15 protein-coding genes are annotated in these 17,799 nt (G+C 48.1%); 13 read left to right on the top strand and 2 right to left on the bottom strand.

Annotation, left to right across the window (positions count from 1 at the left end):
* Positions 1-107: 107 nt before the first annotated feature.
* The 10 genes from MHI52_RS29785 to MHI52_RS29740 all read left to right on the top strand — a co-directional run bounded on the left by MHI52_RS29785 (position 108) and on the right by MHI52_RS29740 (position 11,210).
* On the top strand, positions 108-554 hold the full coding sequence (locus MHI52_RS29785) for a DUF1641 domain-containing protein (RefSeq protein WP_017691658.1): 447 nt from the start codon (positions 108-110) through the stop codon (positions 552-554).
* 24 nt (positions 555-578) lie between these two features.
* Complete coding sequence (locus MHI52_RS29780; RefSeq protein ID WP_036606574.1) at positions 579-1,760, top strand: NAD(P)/FAD-dependent oxidoreductase; 1,182 nt, start codon at positions 579-581, stop codon at positions 1,758-1,760.
* Positions 1,761-2,077: 317 nt separating this feature from the next.
* Positions 2,078-2,722 (top strand): SDR family oxidoreductase, encoded by a 645-nt coding sequence (locus MHI52_RS29775; RefSeq protein ID WP_127550365.1) that lies wholly within the window; start codon positions 2,078-2,080, stop codon positions 2,720-2,722.
* A 55-nt stretch (positions 2,723-2,777) separates the two neighbouring features.
* Entirely contained in the window at positions 2,778-3,533 is a 756-nt protein-coding gene (locus tag MHI52_RS29770; RefSeq protein ID WP_074092716.1) for a response regulator transcription factor, read from the top strand.
* Positions 3,530-4,906 (top strand): ATP-binding protein, encoded by a 1,377-nt coding sequence (locus MHI52_RS29765; RefSeq protein ID WP_405158143.1) that lies wholly within the window; start codon positions 3,530-3,532, stop codon positions 4,904-4,906. Before MHI52_RS29770 ends, MHI52_RS29765 begins: the two co-directional genes overlap by 4 nt.
* Positions 4,907-4,984: 78 nt before the next feature.
* Positions 4,985-5,785 (top strand): PepSY domain-containing protein, encoded by an 801-nt coding sequence (locus MHI52_RS29760; RefSeq protein WP_405158142.1) that lies wholly within the window; start codon positions 4,985-4,987, stop codon positions 5,783-5,785.
* A gap of 232 nt (positions 5,786-6,017) precedes the next feature.
* Positions 6,018-6,653, top strand: coding sequence for a PepSY domain-containing protein (locus tag MHI52_RS29755; protein WP_084650299.1), 636 nt, complete (start codon positions 6,018-6,020; stop codon positions 6,651-6,653).
* 360 nt (positions 6,654-7,013) lie between these two features.
* Complete coding sequence (locus MHI52_RS29750; RefSeq protein ID WP_405158141.1) at positions 7,014-8,522, top strand: RICIN domain-containing protein; 1,509 nt, start codon at positions 7,014-7,016, stop codon at positions 8,520-8,522.
* Positions 8,523-8,755: 233 nt separating this feature from the next.
* Positions 8,756-9,541, top strand: coding sequence for an ABC transporter ATP-binding protein (locus tag MHI52_RS29745; RefSeq protein WP_036606587.1), 786 nt, complete (start codon positions 8,756-8,758; stop codon positions 9,539-9,541).
* 1 nt (position 9,542) lies between these two features.
* Entirely contained in the window at positions 9,543-11,210 is a 1,668-nt protein-coding gene (locus tag MHI52_RS29740) for a hypothetical protein (RefSeq protein WP_405158140.1), read from the top strand.
* 630 nt (positions 11,211-11,840) lie between these two features.
* Here MHI52_RS29740 and MHI52_RS29735 read toward each other — a convergent pair.
* The gene (locus MHI52_RS29735) at positions 11,841-13,055 is read right to left on the bottom strand and encodes a Leu/Phe/Val dehydrogenase (RefSeq protein ID WP_405158139.1); all 1,215 of its coding nucleotides are present in this window, start codon (positions 13,053-13,055) and stop codon (positions 11,841-11,843) included.
* A 346-nt stretch (positions 13,056-13,401) separates the two neighbouring features.
* On the opposite strand from MHI52_RS29735, the gene MHI52_RS29730 reads away from it, so the two are divergent.
* The 3 genes from MHI52_RS29730 to MHI52_RS29720 all read left to right on the top strand — a co-directional run bounded on the left by MHI52_RS29730 (position 13,402) and on the right by MHI52_RS29720 (position 16,637).
* On the top strand, positions 13,402-13,917 hold the full coding sequence (locus MHI52_RS29730) for a DUF2179 domain-containing protein (protein WP_101313505.1): 516 nt from the start codon (positions 13,402-13,404) through the stop codon (positions 13,915-13,917).
* Positions 13,918-14,206: 289 nt separating this feature from the next.
* Positions 14,207-15,634, top strand: a complete 1,428-nt coding sequence (locus MHI52_RS29725; protein ID WP_076251881.1) for a hypothetical protein — start codon at positions 14,207-14,209, stop codon at positions 15,632-15,634.
* Between the two features lie 325 nt (positions 15,635-15,959).
* Positions 15,960-16,637 (top strand): hypothetical protein, encoded by a 678-nt coding sequence (locus tag MHI52_RS29720; RefSeq protein ID WP_076251879.1) that lies wholly within the window; start codon positions 15,960-15,962, stop codon positions 16,635-16,637.
* Between the two features lie 75 nt (positions 16,638-16,712).
* Here MHI52_RS29720 and MHI52_RS29715 read toward each other — a convergent pair whose 3' ends face one another.
* The gene (locus tag MHI52_RS29715) at positions 16,713-17,789 is read right to left on the bottom strand and encodes a substrate-binding domain-containing protein (protein WP_076251877.1); all 1,077 of its coding nucleotides are present in this window, start codon (positions 17,787-17,789) and stop codon (positions 16,713-16,715) included.
* Between the last annotated feature and the right edge of the window lie 10 nt (positions 17,790-17,799).

Genomic DNA, 17,799 nt, shown 5'->3' with positions numbered 1-17,799 from the left:
ATTTGGTACATTTAAATGTATTCGATGTATTTTGTGGTTCGGCTCTGCTTGACAGGCATCATGAAAGTCGCGGACTTCTATCCCAAAGTAAAGGAGGACTTTCTCTTATGTCACAATCGCCTACTCAACAAGAGGTGCCAGTTACAGAAGGTGCCAACGTTTCCGAGCGCCAGTCCTTGGACGTTCTGGATCAACTGATGAAGCCTGAGGTACAGGAGTCTTTAACCGTTCTGGTGGAGAACCTGCCTAAATTGGCTGAAATGGTTACTGCTATGACAAAAGCTTATGACTTTGCACAAAGTGTAGCAACAGACAAAGTTCTGATCAGCGACACAATGAGCGCAATGGGCGAGTTCGCTAAGCCTGTTGTAGACAAAGCTAAAGGTGTAGCTTCTGCTGCCATCGAAGCCAATGACCGTGCGCAAACAGAGCAAACTTCAGTTGGCTTGTTCGCTATGCTGAAAATGCTTAAAGATCCAAACGTACAACAATCGCTTCGTTTTGCTCAATCTTTCTTGAGCATCTTGAACGAGCGTCAACAACCGAAACGTTAAGACTTAGAAGAACGGAGGATGGATATGTCGAAGCAAATTTTGATCTTGGGTGGAGGATACGGCGGTCTGTTGACTGCATTGACTGCACGTCAATACTTGTCTCCGGAAGAAGCGACAATTACTGTCGTGAACCGTTACCCTACACACCAAATTATCACGGAACTGCACCGTCTTGCAGCGGGAAGCATTGCTGAACAAGCAGTTGCTCTTCCACTTGAAAAATTGCTGCGTGGCAAAAACGTGAACTTGAAAATCGATACGGTGGATACAATCAAGCCGGACGAGAAAAAAGTTCTGATGACCAGCGGCTCCACATACTCTTACGATGCACTTGTCGTTGCCTTGGGCAGCGAAACGGCATTCTTCGGAATTCCGGGATTGCAAGAGTACAGCTTCACGCTCAAATCGGTTAGCGATGCAAACCGTATTCGTGCACACGTTGAAGCACGTCTTGATGCTTACAAACAGTCCGGCAACAAAGCAGACGCTACGTTTGTTATTGGTGGCGGCGGCTTGACAGGTATTGAGCTTGTTGGCGAATTCGCTGACCTGCTTCCTGCTGTATGTCAAGAAAAAGGCATCGACTTCAAAGAAGTATCCCTGTACACAGTTGAAGCAGGTCCTTCCATCCTGGCAGGATTCCCGCCAGAGCTGGTTGAGCGTGCTAAATCAAGTCTTGAGAAACGTGGTGTTAACTTCATCGTTGGCGTAGCGATTACCGAGATGAAAGAAAACGAAGTTCTGCTGAAAGACGGCAGCTCCATCCCTACGAACACACTCGTATGGACAGGTGGCGTACAAGGCAACGCGGTTGTTGCTAACAGCGGAATTGAAGTGGATCGTGGCCGTGCGAAAGTTACGGAAGTTCTGCAATCTACTTCTCACAAAGACGTGTTTGTTGCTGGTGACAGCGCAGTGGTCTTCCCTAGCGAAGGCGCTCGCCCTTACCCTCCAACAGCACAATTGGCTTGGCAAATGGGTGAGACTATTGGTCACAACTTGGGCGTTATGTTCAAAGGTGGCGCAATGGAATCCTTCACACCAGTATTCTCCGGTACGCTGGGAAGTCTGGGTCGTAAAGATGCTGTCGGCATGATCGGTGGCAACCAGACTCGTCTGAAAGGTCTGCCTGCAACCATGATGAAAGAAGCAAGTAACATCCGTTACCTGGCTCACATTCACGGTTTGTTCGCACTGGCTTACTAATCTTAATGCCATTCAAGGGCGCCCTTTTGGGCGTCCTTTTTGGTTGTCACCATTACAAAGAATAACAGATATTCAGATGAAAAAGGTGCGGCAGAAGTGGTCAATGTGAGGTGGTCGCGTATAAAGTACCTAGGGGATATGGCATATTAAAGGAACGATGGAATCCTTCACATTTCATAGAGGTACTGAACGGGCATGGACATGAAGCCGGCGCTTAGAAGCGCCGGCTTTCGTTTAAATTATAGGATGAGTATCTTTAAATAAAAAGAACGGGGAGCAGCAACAAGCCATCCGTTCAACTGAGAGGAGAATGACGTATGAACGTTTTAGTTATAGGAGCAAATGGACAAATCGGAAAGTTTGTGGTGGAGCAGCTGGCACAGGAAGGCAAACATAAAGTAACGGCTATGATCCGCAAACCGGAGCAGGCGGATGCACTGAAGGAACTCGGTGCAGATGTGGTAATTGGTGACCTGGAGGGTAGTGTAGAGGATTTGGCTGAGGCAATGAAGGATCATAATGCCATTGTGTTTACGGCGGGTTCTGGCGGATCTACCGGTCAGGACAAAACACTGCTTATTGATCTCGACGGTGCGGTGAAAACGATGGAAGCCGCAGAGCAGCAAGGAATCTCCAGATATATTCTGGTCAGTGCGTATGGCGCAGATCAACGGGAGAAATGGTCTGAGTCCATTAAGCCTTATTACGTGGCGAAACATTATGCGGATCGTGTGTTGTTTGCAAGTGATCTCAATTACACGATTATACGTCCAGGTGGTCTCAAGAATGAACCGGGCACAGGCAAGATTGCAGTTGGAACCGATCTGGAGCCGGGAAGCATCCCGCGTGAAGATGTAGCCCGCGTAATCGTGGCTTCTTTGCAGGAAGAGAAGACGTACCGGATGGCCTTTGATCTAATTGCCGGGGAGCATCCGGTTGAAGATGCCTTGGGCAAATTGTAGATGTTATTGTAAGATAACGGGAGAATGAAATGATGGGGATGAGGGGGAGCGCTGCATGAACGAAGCCGTGCTGGTCATAGAGGATGAGCCCAAAATAGCACGTCTGCTGGAACTGGAACTACAGTATGAGGGGTATCAGGTGGGCAAGGCTGGTAGTGGAACAGAAGGACTGGAGAAGTATGCTGAAGGACAGTGGGATCTGATTCTGCTGGATGTGATGTTGCCTGGTCTGAGTGGAATTGAAGTGTTGCGGCGAGTTCGTGCCAAAGATGCTACGGTTCCGATCATTATGCTCACTGCCAAAGATTCCGTGGAAGACAAAGTATCCGGCCTGGATCTAGGAGCCAATGACTACATCACCAAGCCGTTCCAGATTGAAGAGCTACTTGCCAGAGTTCGGGCTGCATTGCGGCTTAGTGCAGTGGCGTCTGTTGTTTCTTCCGCTTCTTCGTCTACACCTGCTGATACGGGGAATGACTCTTCTGGGCATCAGGCCGAAGCTGAGGCGGGCTGGTTGACGGCTGCCGGGTTGAAACTAAATGAAGGAACGCGAGAGGTATCCCGAGATGGTGTGGCCATTGAGCTTACTCCACGTGAGTTCGACCTGCTCGTGTATCTGCTTCAGAATCAACGTCAGGTGCTCAGTCGTGATCAGATTGTGCAGGCCGTGTGGGGATACGATTATTATGGAGATACTAATGTGGTGGATGTGTACATCCGTTATGTGCGCAAAAAGGTGGATAACGGATTCACACCACCCTTAATACATACCGTAAGGGGCGTAGGATACGTCCTGAAGGAACAGTTATGAGCCTGCGCAGTAAAATCTACGGATATTCGTCTGTATTATTTGCTGTGCTGTTAATCGCGGTGAACCTGTCGGTCTACATCGTGTTTGAACGGATGTCGATTGATAACGAGGTTAATCGGGTGGAAGCGGAAGCGGAGTCTATTGTCAAAGGAGTGCGTCAGTCTGCCGGCTCCATTCCGCCGGATGACTTGTTACGGGCCTACGCGCCTGTGAACGGCATGCTCCGGATTGTTAATGAAGACGGCACCAGTTCCCCAGTGACAACAACAGCAGCTTCCGAGCAGCTGAGCAAGCTGCCTTATAAGTACGAAAGTGAGAAGAAATCGGAGTATACCCAAGTTGAACAGATTGGTTATGTGTGGGTATCAGTCCCGGTCATCTGGCCTGATGGCGAGGTAGTGAATGTACAGGTCACCGAGAGCATTGCAGAGACGGAGAATCGTCTGTCTGTACTGCGAACTGTGCTTGTGGCGGTCACGATTATTGCTCTCATTCCAGCCATTATCTCCAGCCGGATTCTGGCGAATCGAATGACCAGACCGATTCAGCAGATGACACGCACGATGACTGATATCCAGTCCAGCGGCCAATTCAAGCGTCTTCCACTGGAGGAAGGGTCGAAGGATGAACTGAAAACGATGGGACAAACTTTTAACCGGATGATGGATCTGCTCGAATCCAACTTTGAGCGACAGGAGCGATTTGTATCCGATGCATCTCATGAGCTCAAAACACCGCTAACCATTATTGAGAGCTACGCCAGTCTGCTACAGCGGCGAGGAAAAGAGCGGCCCGAGGTATTTGATGAAGCGGTGGAAGCGATTCTGTCCGAATCGGTTCGCATGCGAGAGATGACCGAGCAACTGTTACTGCTCGCGAAGCAGCCAGAGCAGTGGAATGTACAGTTGGAGCGTGTGGATATCACGAGACTGGCTACAGACTCGACACGTGCATTTCGCGAAGCCTATCACCGTGAAGTCCGGTGTGAAGACCCAGGTTCAATCTGGGCGATCAGCGATGAGAGCAAGCTGAAGCAACTGTTGTTTATTTTGCTGGATAATGCCCGAAAGTATAGTGAAGATGCAATTGAAATCAGGCTGGAAGCCAAGGGACAAGAGTGCCGTATTCGAATCGTGGATACCGGGATTGGTATGCGGGAGGACGAGCTGGAGAAGGTATTTGACCGATTCTACCGGGTTGATCCGGCCAGGACACGCAGCTTAGGCGCAAGCGGTTCAGGTCTGGGATTGTCACTTGCCAAAGAGCTTGCAGGGGCAGTTGGAGCACGGATCGAACTGACCAGCACCGAGGGTGAAGGCACCGAGGCTTCGATTATTTTGCCTTTATCGGTTCAGAACGGGCCGCTCTCATGAAATTCTCATTCTTCTCTTATATACTGATAAGCATCAGATCAACTGGGGATGATAAGAGAGTGCATAGGGGGAAACGTGATGACAGAACATGAGCAGCGACCACCGGAGATGAAACGGCATGAACAAGGGAACAGTGGATGGGCGAAATCGCGAAGGTCACTCTGGTGGGGTACAGGGCTTCTCGTTGTGCTGATTGTGGCAGTTGTGGTGTGGTGGAAGCCTTGGCAATCGACGGGTGCGGTACTTACGGCAGATGCGGCAGCACAATCGGTGCTTGATCAATATCCAGGTGAGATTGTGAATTCCACGTTGAAGGACGGGACGTATATCATGCAGCTCCGTTCGGAGACCGGCCTATATGATGTGCAAGTGGATGCCGTTACAGCTGCTGTGAATTCCATTAAACGGCTGGAGTCGAACCCGCAAGCGGAAGAGAAGACGTTATGGAGCCGCGAGCAGATCAAGACGGCGTTGTTAAAACAAAAAACAGATAACCAATTGGTCTCGCTTGAACTTGTGGAGCAGCAAGGCAGTCCGATATACACCGCGGTAGTGAAGGCAAAGGATAACAGTCGTGAAGAACTCACGATTGATCCATACACGGGAGAGACGATAGCTTCCAAAACAATAGCAGCCCCGACAACTGAACCAACCAAGGATGATCCCAAACCTCAGTTTCTGAGCGAGAAACAAGCCAAACAGAAGGCACTTGCGGAGGTTCCGGGGGAAGTGGACGACATCGAACTGCGTGGAACCAACAGCGGGAATCCATATTATCTGGTTGAAATTGATTTGGAGGATGGCCGGGAGGCTATTGTGCAAGTGAATGCCATCTCAGGAGCAATTCGTTCGGTGACTTGGGATGAGGACGATGATTAACATTTGTACAGGAATCCATTGAATATAGAGTTACACCTTGTTGGATAGATGATTCCTAATGTTGGGGTCATCTTTTTCATTTCTTTTAGATTACATACATAATGAACACTCACTAAATGAGCATTCTCTTCATTTTCTCATCAAATTCTAATCTAACTCTCGCTGATCTCTCATTCCTGCAGGTTATTCTATAAATGTAGACGAGAACGAAACAACAACAACGAGGAGATGAATGATGATGATGAACAAACATAAACTTTGGATTGGTAGCTTGTCAGCAGCAGTATTACTTGGTGGATCGGCCGTAGCGGCTAGCGGGAATGTGAACGGACAATCAGTGCAAACTACACCAACGTCAACAACACAATCTGCAACACAGAATCAGAACAGCACAGGTAAAATGCTGAATGCATCCCAAGCGAAAGCGTTGGCGTTAAAAGCAGCCGATGGTAAAGTGGATGACGTGGATCTGGAGCGTAGAAACGGCCAAACGTTCTATGAAGTTGAGATCGACAGAAAAGGAACCAATGATGTTGTCGTTCGTCTGGATGCTTATACAGGCAAAATCCTTGCTGTCGTGAATGATGAAGACTACGATGATGACGACGATTATAAAGGTACTGTAACAGGCAACACATCTAATAACTCTACTTCCAAGCAGGTCAAATTGACGGCATCCCAGGCTTCAAACATTGCGTTGAAACAAGTTACGGGTGGTAAAGTAACCAAAGTCGAGCTGGATCATGATGATGGTCGCTATGTGTATGAGATCGAACTGAGAACTGCTCAAGGTGAAGCAGATGTAGATATCGATGCCAACACAGGTAAAGTGTTATCGTTTGACCAGGATTTTGACGACCAAGATTAAGCAATAAGGGCGAGTATACGCCGATAAAACATCATATAAAAACCTGCCTATGAACAGCCGCACACAGCTAGAGATCGTTACATCATGGAGGGGCAGGGCAGGTATAGCAGAGGACGCTTCGGGGGAAGCGTCTTTTTGTTGTTGATCGAGAGAGCGGAGTATAAAATTGTACATCTTCCGCCGGATTGTTCACTATTCGAGCAGGAACGTGGCGGATACAATCGGAATCAGGGAGGTGAACGCCAGCCAGTATTGCCAAGAATTCTAATGCTAAAATGCATCATCGATCGGAGGCAGATAAGACATATCGATTTTATTTTATGTAAGCGCTTCACAAAAAACATGGAGGTGCATTACGATATGGCTATGAACGATGGATGGTTGAAAAAGAATACACATTCACGTCGCTTTACCCGTCGCTTGAGTTATCTGCTTGCTTTGGTTTTGGCGCTGCAATCCATAGGTATGCTGCTTGCACCCGGACCGAATGCTTCAGCTGCTCCACTTAGTGTAACGAACGGGATACAGTTCAAGGATACCAATGGCAATGTCGTTCATGCTCATGGGGGCGGGATGATCAAGGCAAATGGGTATTATTACTGGTTTGGGGAGAATCGTAATACGAATGGAACGTTCAAGGCGGTATCGGTGTATCGTTCATCGGATCTGAAGAACTGGGAGTATCGCAATGATGTGCTCACCAGCAGTTCGGCAGCCGAGTTAAATATCTCTAACATTGAACGCCCAAAGGTCATCTACAACAGTGCTACCGGCAAATATGTGCTGTGGATGCACAAGGAGAATGGTCTGGATTATGGCGAGGCCCGAGTGGCGGTAGCTACTTCGAATACGGTGGATGGCAATTACACATATGTGGGCAGTTATCGTCCACTTGGGTATGATTCCAGAGACATGACGGTATACAACGATAACGGAACCGCTTATCTGATCTCTGCGACCCGAGTGAATGCTGATCTGAATATATATAAGCTGACCCCGGATTTTCTGGGTGTGGAATCCCTAGTCACAACGCTGTGGCCTGGACAATATCGTGAAGCACCAGCCCTATTCAAAAAAGACGGCGTCTACTTCCTGATTACCTCAGGTGCGACCGGCTGGAATCCAAATCAGGCCAAATATGCGACAGCCTCCAGCATTACAGGCACATGGAGCGGGCTTAGCAATTTTGGAGACAGCACAACGTATGGTTCCCAATCCACCTATGTCGTTCCTATAGAAGGTTCACAGACCACATCCTATCTCTACATGGGTGACCGCTGGGCTGGTGCATGGAGCGGACCGGTGCAGGATTCCAAGTATGTTTGGCTGCCCCTATCGTTCCCTAGTGGAACTAGTCTGGCGATGAACTGGGCCAGCAGTATTACGATTGATACAGCAACAGGGACTGTGACCGGAGTGAGTACACCGGATGTCTGGGACCCGAATGTTTCATATCAGCTGATTAGTCGTAAGAGTAACAAATTGCTAAATGTCATTGGGGGTTCTTCCGCCAACGGTGCGGACCTGGAGCAGCGAGCAGATGGGGGGATGACAAGTCAACAGTGGCAGATTACCGATGCGGGTGGCGGTTATGTCAAAATCATCAACCGTTCCAGTGGCAAGCTGATCGGTGTGGAGAATGGTGCCACGACGGATGGGGCTGTCATTGAACAGTGGAATGATGGTGGCTGGGCCAGCCAGCAATGGCAGCTCGTCCATGTAGGTGGTGGTTATTATAAACTGAAGAACCGCAGTACAGGCAAAGTATTGGATATCTCCAGTCAATCCCTGGCAGATGGGGCTGCGGCCATCCAGTGGACGGATAATGGCGGCACGAATCAACATTTTCAGATTGTTAAGGTGCAGTAAGACTTTTAGATATTAGAAAATAAGATTCAACATAAAGTGGAAGCCCTTGTCTCTTACCATAAGGTGGGATAGGGGCTTTGTGATGTATTCACGCATGTTACGTGATGCTTTTACTCGAAAGGAATATCCAGATGATGGCTCAAATCGTGACCTATTTCCGATCATTACCATCCCAATCTGTGGTAAACTAGTAGAATTGTAGAAAAAGATAGAGACAGGAGCTGGATAACGAAGTGAGTGAACAACAAGTGCTATCAATTGAAAGCTTGCGTATGAGATACAACGGACGTTATGTGCTGAACGGCATCGATCTGGAAGTAAATCGCGGTGAGATGATTGGATATATTGGCCCAAACGGGGCTGGCAAAAGTACGACGGTTAAGATTTTACTCGGGCTGGTTGAAGGATATGTAGGCACGGTGCGAATCTTTGGTAAAGATATTGCGGATGGCGATGTAGAGTATAAACGCAGAATCGGTTATGTTCCGGAGGTGGCGGAATTGTACGAACAATTAACGCCTGCGGAGTATCTGACTTTTACGGGAGAGTTATACGGTATGTCCTATGAGGATGCGGATTACAAAGCCAAGCTATTGATGGATTGTTTTGGAATGGAAAAATCATATCATTCCCGCATTGCCTCTTTTTCCAAAGGTATGCGTCAGAAAGTGCTGTTGATCTCTGCGCTGCTGCATGACCCGGATCTGTTGTTCCTGGATGAACCACTCAGCGGATTGGATGCCAATAGTGTGATGGTGGTCAAAGAGATTTTGTCACAATTGTCAGCCAAAGGCACAACGATCTTCTATTCGTCACACATCATGGATGTGGTGGAGAAGATCAGCAGTCGAATTGTACTGATTGCTGAAGGGCGCGTAGTGGCAGACGGTACATTCAAGCAGCTCCAACAGCAATCCATGGAAGGCACGCTGGAAGAAGTGTTCAATCAATTGACAGGCTTCAATGAACATAAAGCCATTGCGGAGCGTTTTGTATCCATTGTGCAGGAGGTGTACTGATATGGAGGAATCCTCCGACTTCCGCACACTCAAGATTCTGGATCGCTTTCGTCCGCTCATCGCCAGAACAGGGGCGGATTATGATGTGCTGCGCCTGATCTTGCGAGTGAAGTTCCAGATGGATCAACGCAGAGTACCTACCATTTTGTCCAACAATTCAGGGAAAAAAGAGCGCAAGGAAGGTAATCAGTTTCTTCGATCCCTGTGGTTGTATGGATTAATGGGACTGATGATGGTTCCCTTCATCGTCTGGGATACGGGGCATTTCATGCTTCAGATGGGCCTTGTGTTTGGCATCTTAATGTTTATGATCATGACGTCCATGATCTCGGATTTTTCCTCTGTGCTGCTGGACATCCGGGATCGTAATATTATTATGACCAAGCCCGTTAATGGACGAACGGTGGGGATGGCCCGAGCCATCCATGCGGGCGTATACCTGCTATTACTGACAGGTTCATTAACCGGTATACCGCTAATTGCCGCGTTAGTAACGCATGGGATCGGATTCTTTCTGATTTTCCTTGTGGAACTGATTCTGATCAATATGCTGATTCTGGTGACAACGTCTCTGATCTATCTGTTCATGATGAAGTTTCTGGATGGTGAGAAGCTGAAGGATATGATCAATATGGTGCAGATTCTGCTTTCCGTGGGGATTGCGATCGGTTATCAGCTGGTCATTCGTTCGTTCAGCATTATTGACTTTGGTATGGTATTTACCCCGGCATGGTGGCAGTTGCTGTTACCTCCGTTATGGTATGCGGCCGCATATGAATGGTTATTTGCAGGGGGCGGGAATGTGTGGATCTATACCTTCACAGCACTTGCAGTCTTGGTTCCTGTGGTGAGTATGATCGTATATGTGAAGCTTATGCCTTCCTTTGAATTGTATCTGGAAAAAATGGCACATTCGGGTCAGTCCTCCGGACGCAGACGTGGACGATGGGATCGGTTGATCTCCAAGGTGGTCAGTCGTTCGAGAGAGGAGCAGGCTTGCTTCCGTCTGTCAGCCAGCATGATGCGTAATGAACGGGAATTCAAGCTGAAGGTGTATCCATCGCTTGGTTTATCATTTGTTTTACCTTATGTATTTTGGTTTACTGAATTGCAATCCTCCTCCTGGGCGGAGTTTAGACAAAGTTCGTTCGTATACACCTTTTACATCGTGCTGATGCTGGTTGTAACGGTTGTAGTCATGCTGAAATTTTCAGGACAATATAAGGCATTCTGGACTTTTCGCGTTGCACCGATGGCGAATGATAGCGCGTTATATAAAGGCGCTCTAAAGGCATTCTTATGCAACATGTTCCTGCCTATATTTCTGGCAAATGCCGTTTTGTTCACCTGGACATTTGGATTACGGATACTGCCGGATATTGCAATTATTATGCTGACAGCTACGGCGCTTGTCCCACTGGCAGGCAAATTGTTGCTGCGTAAGCCGCCGTTCTCCCAATCCTTCAGTATGGCACAGCAAAGTGATGGTTGGTATGTATTCGCCGCCCTTCCTGTGCTTGCTATGTTATGGGGAGTCCATGTCTTTTTCCGTTCGGTGTCAGGGGGCGTATGGATCTATGGTGCGCTACTGATCGTAGCGAATGTGTTGCTGTGGACGCTACTGTTTCGAGAGAAGAAGACAGCGAAGAAGAGGTCGGTTGCAGTTTGAGAAGTTGCAGCAGAACTGAAGAATAAAAGAGTAAAAGAAGGACTGAAGTAAAGTAGTAAAAGAAGGAAAGAAAAGAGGGTGGATTACGTTGAGAGGGACGGTTTACAAGAAAACTTAATGTAATCCGTACAGAGAGCGATTGGAAAAAAATGAGCCAAAGAATCAAGGAATCAAGGAATCAAGAGCAAGAGCAAGAGCAAGAGCAAGAGCAAGAGCAAAAGCGATAAGGGATTAGAAAGTAGAAGGACGAAGTGATAAGAGCCTAGAAGAGTTAAGAGTGCTAAGAAGAACTAAGAAGGGCTAAAAAGAGCTAAAAAGAGCTAACCGGGACACTTACGTCTAGGTTAGCTCTTTTTGTTAGGTGATACTACCCCAAGGAAACCTTCGCCGCAGCGCTAACGAACCTGAGACAACCTATTCAGGGTGAAAATCTGAAATATAAATTCTAACGAACCTCAGGAACGCTATCCTTCGGAAAAGTAGCTATTTAGCTTGAAAAAGAACCAAACTAGGCACAATAACGTGCCTAAGATTCGTTAGATATTAGATTCATGCTAAAAGGACCAAATAGCGTGTATCAGGTTCGTTAGAATGAAGTAAAGCAGTGGAGGCTCCCCAGGAGGGGGCGCCCTATTTCTTATGGCCTGAGCGGAGGATGGATTCGGCTAGCCGATCGGCTGCATCGGCTGTGGAGATCGCAGATTGCGTAGCCTCTGCGTATACCTTGCTCAGCGTGCCTGCAATCCCCGCCACTTTTTGGCGGATCAGGTCAGGCCCGGCGCCTTCCAGCTCGTAGGCGGTGGAGATGATTCCGCCTGCGTTGAGCACATAATCAGGCGCGTACAGGATGCCGCGCGCCTGCATGCGGCCTGCAACCAGCTGTCGTTCACTCAGCTGGTTGTTGGCCGCCCCGGCAACGATGGAGCAGCGCAGCTCCTCCACCGTTGCCGGGGTCAGTACGCCCCCTAGGGCACAGGGGGCGAAGACCTTGCAGTCAGCGGCGTGAATATGGGCCGGATCGGCCGAGATGGCGCCGCTGAACTGCACAAGGGCACGTTGTACACGCTCCGGTACAACGTCTGCCACAATGAGCCGTGCCCCGGCTGCATGCAGGTAACGGCACAGGGCATACCCGACCTTGCCCAGTCCCTGGACGGCAACGGGAATGCCCTGCAAATATGCAATGCCTTGCTGGCGCAGCGAGGTCACAATGCCGATGTGTACGCCGTAGGCGGTCATCTCGGCAGTGAAGTCATCCTGCGCCCCAAGCGAACCCGTGGTGTCCGTCACATGTGCGGTCTCCAGCCGGATCTGGTCCATGTCTGTCGCCGTGGTACCCAGATCAAGACCGGTCACGTACCGTCCATTTAGCCGCTCTAGACAACGACCCAGTGCGCGAAAGCGCTGCGCCCGCTTGGATACGTAAGTATCCCGATTTTTATCTTGTGGATGTGTCATCTCATCAGCGGCGACTTTCCGTTCAGCGGCAGCGCCCTTTTGCTGCTCTACCCCTAGATCTCCAGCGACCTGCTCAACACTTTGAGATCCGCAACCATCCTCATCCGGTTTTGTATTCTTGGCAAAAGGTACATCCCATATGACCACTTTCCCGCCACCATACGGTAGTCCAGAGATTGCATTTTTGTACGTCATGCCTTTGGCAAGCTTCACAGCATCCCGAACAGCTTCTTCCTCGGATGCATACGTCCAGTAGCGGCATCCGCCGAGCGCAGGTCCAAGGACCGTGTTATGAATGGCAATGACCGCCCTCAATCCACTATCTGCATCATGGCAAAAAATGAGTTCCTCCATGCCTTCCCGCTCCATCTCCTGCCATAACTGCATGACGGTACCCCCTTTTTGTTTTGACCCATCCATCCTGGTTTTGACCTGATATCCTGTGCCAGCGTGCTTGGCTTTATGATGATACAGCATATTCAAAGACTCCCATTTTCGACCCTGGGACCTCCGCCGGGTTGATAATCGGTACAAACGGTTCTATAATTGCAGTTCCGGCATGCCAGAGAGCAGAAAATGCCTACGGATTTACATTCAACCGTTTAGAATGAGGGCATAACGTCCAATGATGGAGATAGAGCAAACATACAGGAAGCATAGATGAAACGAAATCGTCGAGTATATGCAGCAAAGGGCCAATTCCGTTGCGAAGGCCAGGAAAGAGGGATTGTGATTGTTTAAAATATTGGTATTTATCTTTTTGATCCAGATTGTATATGTATCCGCTTATACACTCCGGATGATTCTGACACTCAAAGGACAGAAATACATCGCTGCACTGATCAGCATGGGTGAGATTGTGATCTATGTGCTCGGTCTGAATCTGGTGTTAAACTATCTTAAACAACCGGAGGCCCTGATTGTATATGCGGTAGGTTACGGATTGGGTGTGCTGCTCGGAGCGTGGATTGAAGAAAAGATTGCGCTCGGTTATATCACCGTTAAAGTAATCTGTAATCAGCTGGATGGAAGCGTCGCGAATGCCCTGCGGGATAAAGGGTACGGTGTTACTGCATGGGTGGGCAGTGGACGTGATGGGGATCGGCTTGTGATGGAGATTCTGGCAAAACGAAAAAACCAGAAACTGCTCTACCAGACAATTCTCGATCTGGACCCCAAAGCATTTGTTATTACCGTGGAGCCCAAACAGTTCCATGGCGGCTTCTGGACACGTTCCATCAAAAAGTAAAATCGAGCAGGTCTGCGGCAGATGCAGTCCTGCTTTTTTAATTTCATCCCATCTGGAATGTTCTTGTTACCACGATATATTCCTGAAACCTTACTCCCCAAGTTAACTCTGTACGATTCAAGGTTGCTTACAGTACAAACCCTTACCTTACCAGCCTTTCCTAACCACATGTGAGATAGGGATTATTGTTGTAATCGCTTTCATAACCTACATTGAGAACATGTCCTTCGTACCTGGCATGGCAGCGATGGACGAATGTCATCATCATATATTGGGAGGAATGGAATCGATGAAAAGCAAATTTCGAAGCTTATGCAGCACAGCTCTGGCTCTAACGTTAGGGTTAACTTTATTGTCCGGCCCGGCAAGTGTGCAGGCAGCGGGTAACGCAGACTACAATCTAACAGGCTTCTCCCAAGGGAATGCGGGCGGCGGCATCATTAGCGAATCAAACACAGCCACGTATAAGAAAGTGTATAATGCGACCGATCTGGCATTGGCGCTGAAAAAGAACTCCGGTGTCAAAGTTGTTGAGATCATGAACGATCTGAATCTGGGATGGAATGAAATTCCGAGCGCAGCGCAGACTTCTCCTTTTGCCAAGCATAATGATGCGCTGACACATCCCGTATTAAAACAGACCGGTGTCAGCAAGCTCACGATTGACGGTTTCAATGGACTCACGATTTTCTCCGCCAATGGTTCCAAGATCAAACACGCTGCGATCAGCGTGAAACGAAGCTCAAATGTCATCATCCGCAATCTGGAATTTGATGAGTTATGGGAATGGGATGAATCCACCAAAGGTGATTACGACAAGAACGATTGGGATTACATCACCCTGGAGGAGAACAGCAACGTATGGATTGATCACTGCACATTTAATAAAGCCTATGACGGACTCGTCGATTCGAAAAAAGGAACCAGCGGCGTGACCATCTCCTGGTCCCTCTTCAAAGGGGATGACGGCAGCTCGAACAGCTGGGTTACCCAGCAGATTAACGAATTGGAAGCAAACAAGGCTTCCTATCCCATGTATAACTACCTGCGCAGCAGTGCTGTAGGTCTCAGCAAAGCCGATATTATCGCCATCTCGGGACCACAAAAGAAAGGACATCTGGTCGGTTCGACCAGCCTGGAATCGGCTAATGCCAACCTGTCCATGACGCTGCACCATAATCTCTACAAAGATATTCAGGACCGGATGCCACGCCTGCGTGGAGGCAACGCACATGCGTACAACATCGTAATGGATGCAACAGGGGCACGTGCCGCTAAAGCCAAAATTACAACGGCGATGGCAACAGCGATTGCGTCCAAAGGTTATAAGTTCGATATCATTGGCAACGGAGCGATTTCTACGGAAAGCGGAGCTGTATTGGTTGAGAAATCAGTCATTAAGGACGTGCTGTATCCTGTTCGTAACAATCAGACCGATCCGGCAGATCCAACCTATACCGGCAAAATCAGAGTGACCGATACCATGTACTCCCTGGATGGAAGCTCATTCCGGGGCAGCAGTGATACGTCTGGCAGTCCGCTGGCGCCAATTCCGGCGGTGGTAAAATCGTTCTCCTGGAACGGTTTCTCGACACTTCCTTACAGCTACACCACGGATGATCCATCCACGTTGAATGCACGCCTCACGGCTTCCAATGGCGCGGGTTCGGGTAAATTGACCTGGTCCAAGGATAATTGGTTGAAGACAAGTTATTGATATCAGAGTAACCTGTTGCTTTTACGTTCTTCAAATAAGGAAAAGAGTGCTCCTGCAGCTACGATAGCCGGGGGTGCTCTTTTTATATAATTTAGCTCCATATACAGTTTGCGGGTTGTTTGAATAATGATTCCTCGTAAGGGTGAATTATCTCGAGCTAAAGCATGTGTTAGTCTTCCGGGTAAACGTTATATATCGATATTCATCTTCATTACATCAGTGAGTAATTTATGACAAATTAACCATTTATGCAAGTACGCCTTGTAATTTTACTTACCGGTAAATATAATTTATTAGAATTGACCAATAAGGATGGTGAAGCAGCTTGGATGTATGGATATACTCCGCACTTACTCTTGTTTATTTGATACTTGTTGTTTGGATGGCCGTCGATTTAACCCATAGGAAGCAATGGCTCGAGTATTCCAGTTTTCAGCTATTCGTAGCGTTCAGCTTGGCATATGACAATGGAATTATTGCTATAGGTAATTTGATAGGGGATGGGGAAGTGTTAATGGTTCTCAGTAGCCTTCGATTTTGGCTACATGCCTTTGCTACCCCTACCCTTATTCTTGTTGGCTACCATATCTTGCGCAGCTCAGGTGCCAAGTTTGCCAATAGAAGTATAACGAGTGTGGTAGCATGGCTGATAACTTTAGGTCTGGTTGTCTACCAGATTGTAGGCTTTACTTTATCCGAGGTTAAAAATCTCAGGGTTATAGAAGAGTATGGAGTACTGAGATATATGGCAGAAGCTCATGGAGGTCCGCCGATGATGGTGATCATCGTGGGGCTTGTACTCTTATTTGTTAGCCTGATCGTTCTTTTCAAACATAAATGGGTTTGGCTGTTTGTTGGAACTGCCTTGTTGTTTGTAGGGCAGTTAATCTCCCTGCCAGTGGAAACCGGTACTTTAACCAATGTGTATGAGCTGATCCTCATCCTCTCGATTTGGAGAACGACTACATTTTTGAAGGATTCAACAGATCGTCGCCGTCGTTAAGCTCCGATGCATCAGAAAAGACTGGCCAGTAAGATAAAGGCCAGTCATCTGTGTTCGTTGATTTCATTTTTTTATTCAAATATCCATAGTATCTGATGAGGCAGACACAGCACTTACCGATTCACGATAGATGATGTTGCCTTTCACGTGTACACGGCCGAAACTGCGGTTTGGGTTGTCGACCTTTTTGAGCATGGACTGAACTGCCGTGCGTGCCATCTGTTCCACATCCACTTCGACGGTTGTGAGCTTGGGATCGGAGAGCGTGGCATAGATATCATTATCAAAACCAACAACAGAGCATTGGCCAGGCACCTGAATATCCATTGAAGTCAGTTTCTGAACGAGCAGATGAGCGACCTGATCACAGTTGCATACAAAAGCGGTTGGCAGCTGTTCCGGAAGATCAATCTCAATAAACGTACCCCGTTCATCCCGATCATTCAGAACCAGATCTGGATTCATCGGCAAGCGATGTTCCAGCAAGGATTTGTAGTACCCGAGGAATCGGTCTTGGATACTGCTCGTGGAATACAAGTTTCCTACATAAGCAATGTTCCGGTGGCCCTGCTGAACCAGATAGTTTGTCAGCTCATAGGCAGCGTAGAAGTTATCGGTAACGACGGAATCGATGTCCGAATGTTCATCGTAGAAGTCGAGAAACATTTTGGGAACCTCCATCGATCTCACCAGTTCAATATACTCTTTACTGATCTGTCCGAGCACGATGAAACCATCGACCTTGTTGTCGCTGTACAGCTTGGGCAACGTTAATTCTTCCTCATCCTCCACATTCAGAATGTGCAGAATGCCGTAGTAGCCTTGTTCCTCCAGATGTTTGGTGATGCGCTGGAACACGCGTACATAGAACGACTGCGTAGGCCCGGTAAAACGCTCCGGGATAATTACGCCAATATTATGGGTTAAGCCTTCCTTCATCGAACGGGCAGCGGCATTATACCGATAGCCCATTTCGACAGCAAGTACTTTAATTTTTTCCTTTAATTCGCCACTCACGCCATCTTTATCATTCAATGCTTTCGAGACGGTCACACTGCTGACCCCGAGCCTGTCGGCGATATCCCGCATGGTGATATTGTTCTTCAGTATGGTCGCCTCCTTCAAGCCGGTATAGGCACAATGTGCTGTCATTATGATGAGC

Source organism: Paenibacillus sp. FSL H8-0283 (genome assembly GCF_045040675.1).
Taxonomy (GTDB): Bacteria; Bacillota; Bacilli; order Paenibacillales; family Paenibacillaceae; genus Paenibacillus; species Paenibacillus amylolyticus.
This window is presented reverse-complemented; position numbering and strand designations above follow the sequence as displayed.

Excerpts from the sequence above, each read along its gene's own strand:
- MHI52_RS29760 (WP_405158142.1), top strand. The coding sequence starts at position 4,985 with ATGACAGAACATGAGCAGCGACCACCGGAGATGAAACGGCATGAACAA.
- MHI52_RS29725 (WP_076251881.1), top strand. The coding sequence starts at position 14,207 with ATGAAAAGCAAATTTCGAAGCTTATGCAGCACAGCTCTGGCTCTAACG.
- MHI52_RS29735 (WP_405158139.1), bottom strand. The coding sequence starts at position 13,055 with ATGCAGTTATGGCAGGAGATGGAGCGGGAAGGCATGGAGGAACTCATT.
- MHI52_RS29775 (WP_127550365.1), top strand. The coding sequence starts at position 2,078 with ATGAACGTTTTAGTTATAGGAGCAAATGGACAAATCGGAAAGTTTGTG.
- MHI52_RS29755 (WP_084650299.1), top strand. The coding sequence starts at position 6,018 with ATGATGATGATGAACAAACATAAACTTTGGATTGGTAGCTTGTCAGCA.
- MHI52_RS29715 (WP_076251877.1), bottom strand. The coding sequence starts at position 17,789 with ATGACAGCACATTGTGCCTATACCGGCTTGAAGGAGGCGACCATACTG.
- MHI52_RS29785 (WP_017691658.1), top strand. The coding sequence starts at position 108 with ATGTCACAATCGCCTACTCAACAAGAGGTGCCAGTTACAGAAGGTGCC.
- MHI52_RS29750 (WP_405158141.1), top strand. The coding sequence starts at position 7,014 with ATGGCTATGAACGATGGATGGTTGAAAAAGAATACACATTCACGTCGC.
- MHI52_RS29770 (WP_074092716.1), top strand. The coding sequence starts at position 2,778 with ATGAACGAAGCCGTGCTGGTCATAGAGGATGAGCCCAAAATAGCACGT.
- MHI52_RS29765 (WP_405158143.1), top strand. The coding sequence starts at position 3,530 with ATGAGCCTGCGCAGTAAAATCTACGGATATTCGTCTGTATTATTTGCT.
- MHI52_RS29740 (WP_405158140.1), top strand. The coding sequence starts at position 9,543 with ATGGAGGAATCCTCCGACTTCCGCACACTCAAGATTCTGGATCGCTTT.
- MHI52_RS29780 (WP_036606574.1), top strand. The coding sequence starts at position 579 with ATGTCGAAGCAAATTTTGATCTTGGGTGGAGGATACGGCGGTCTGTTG.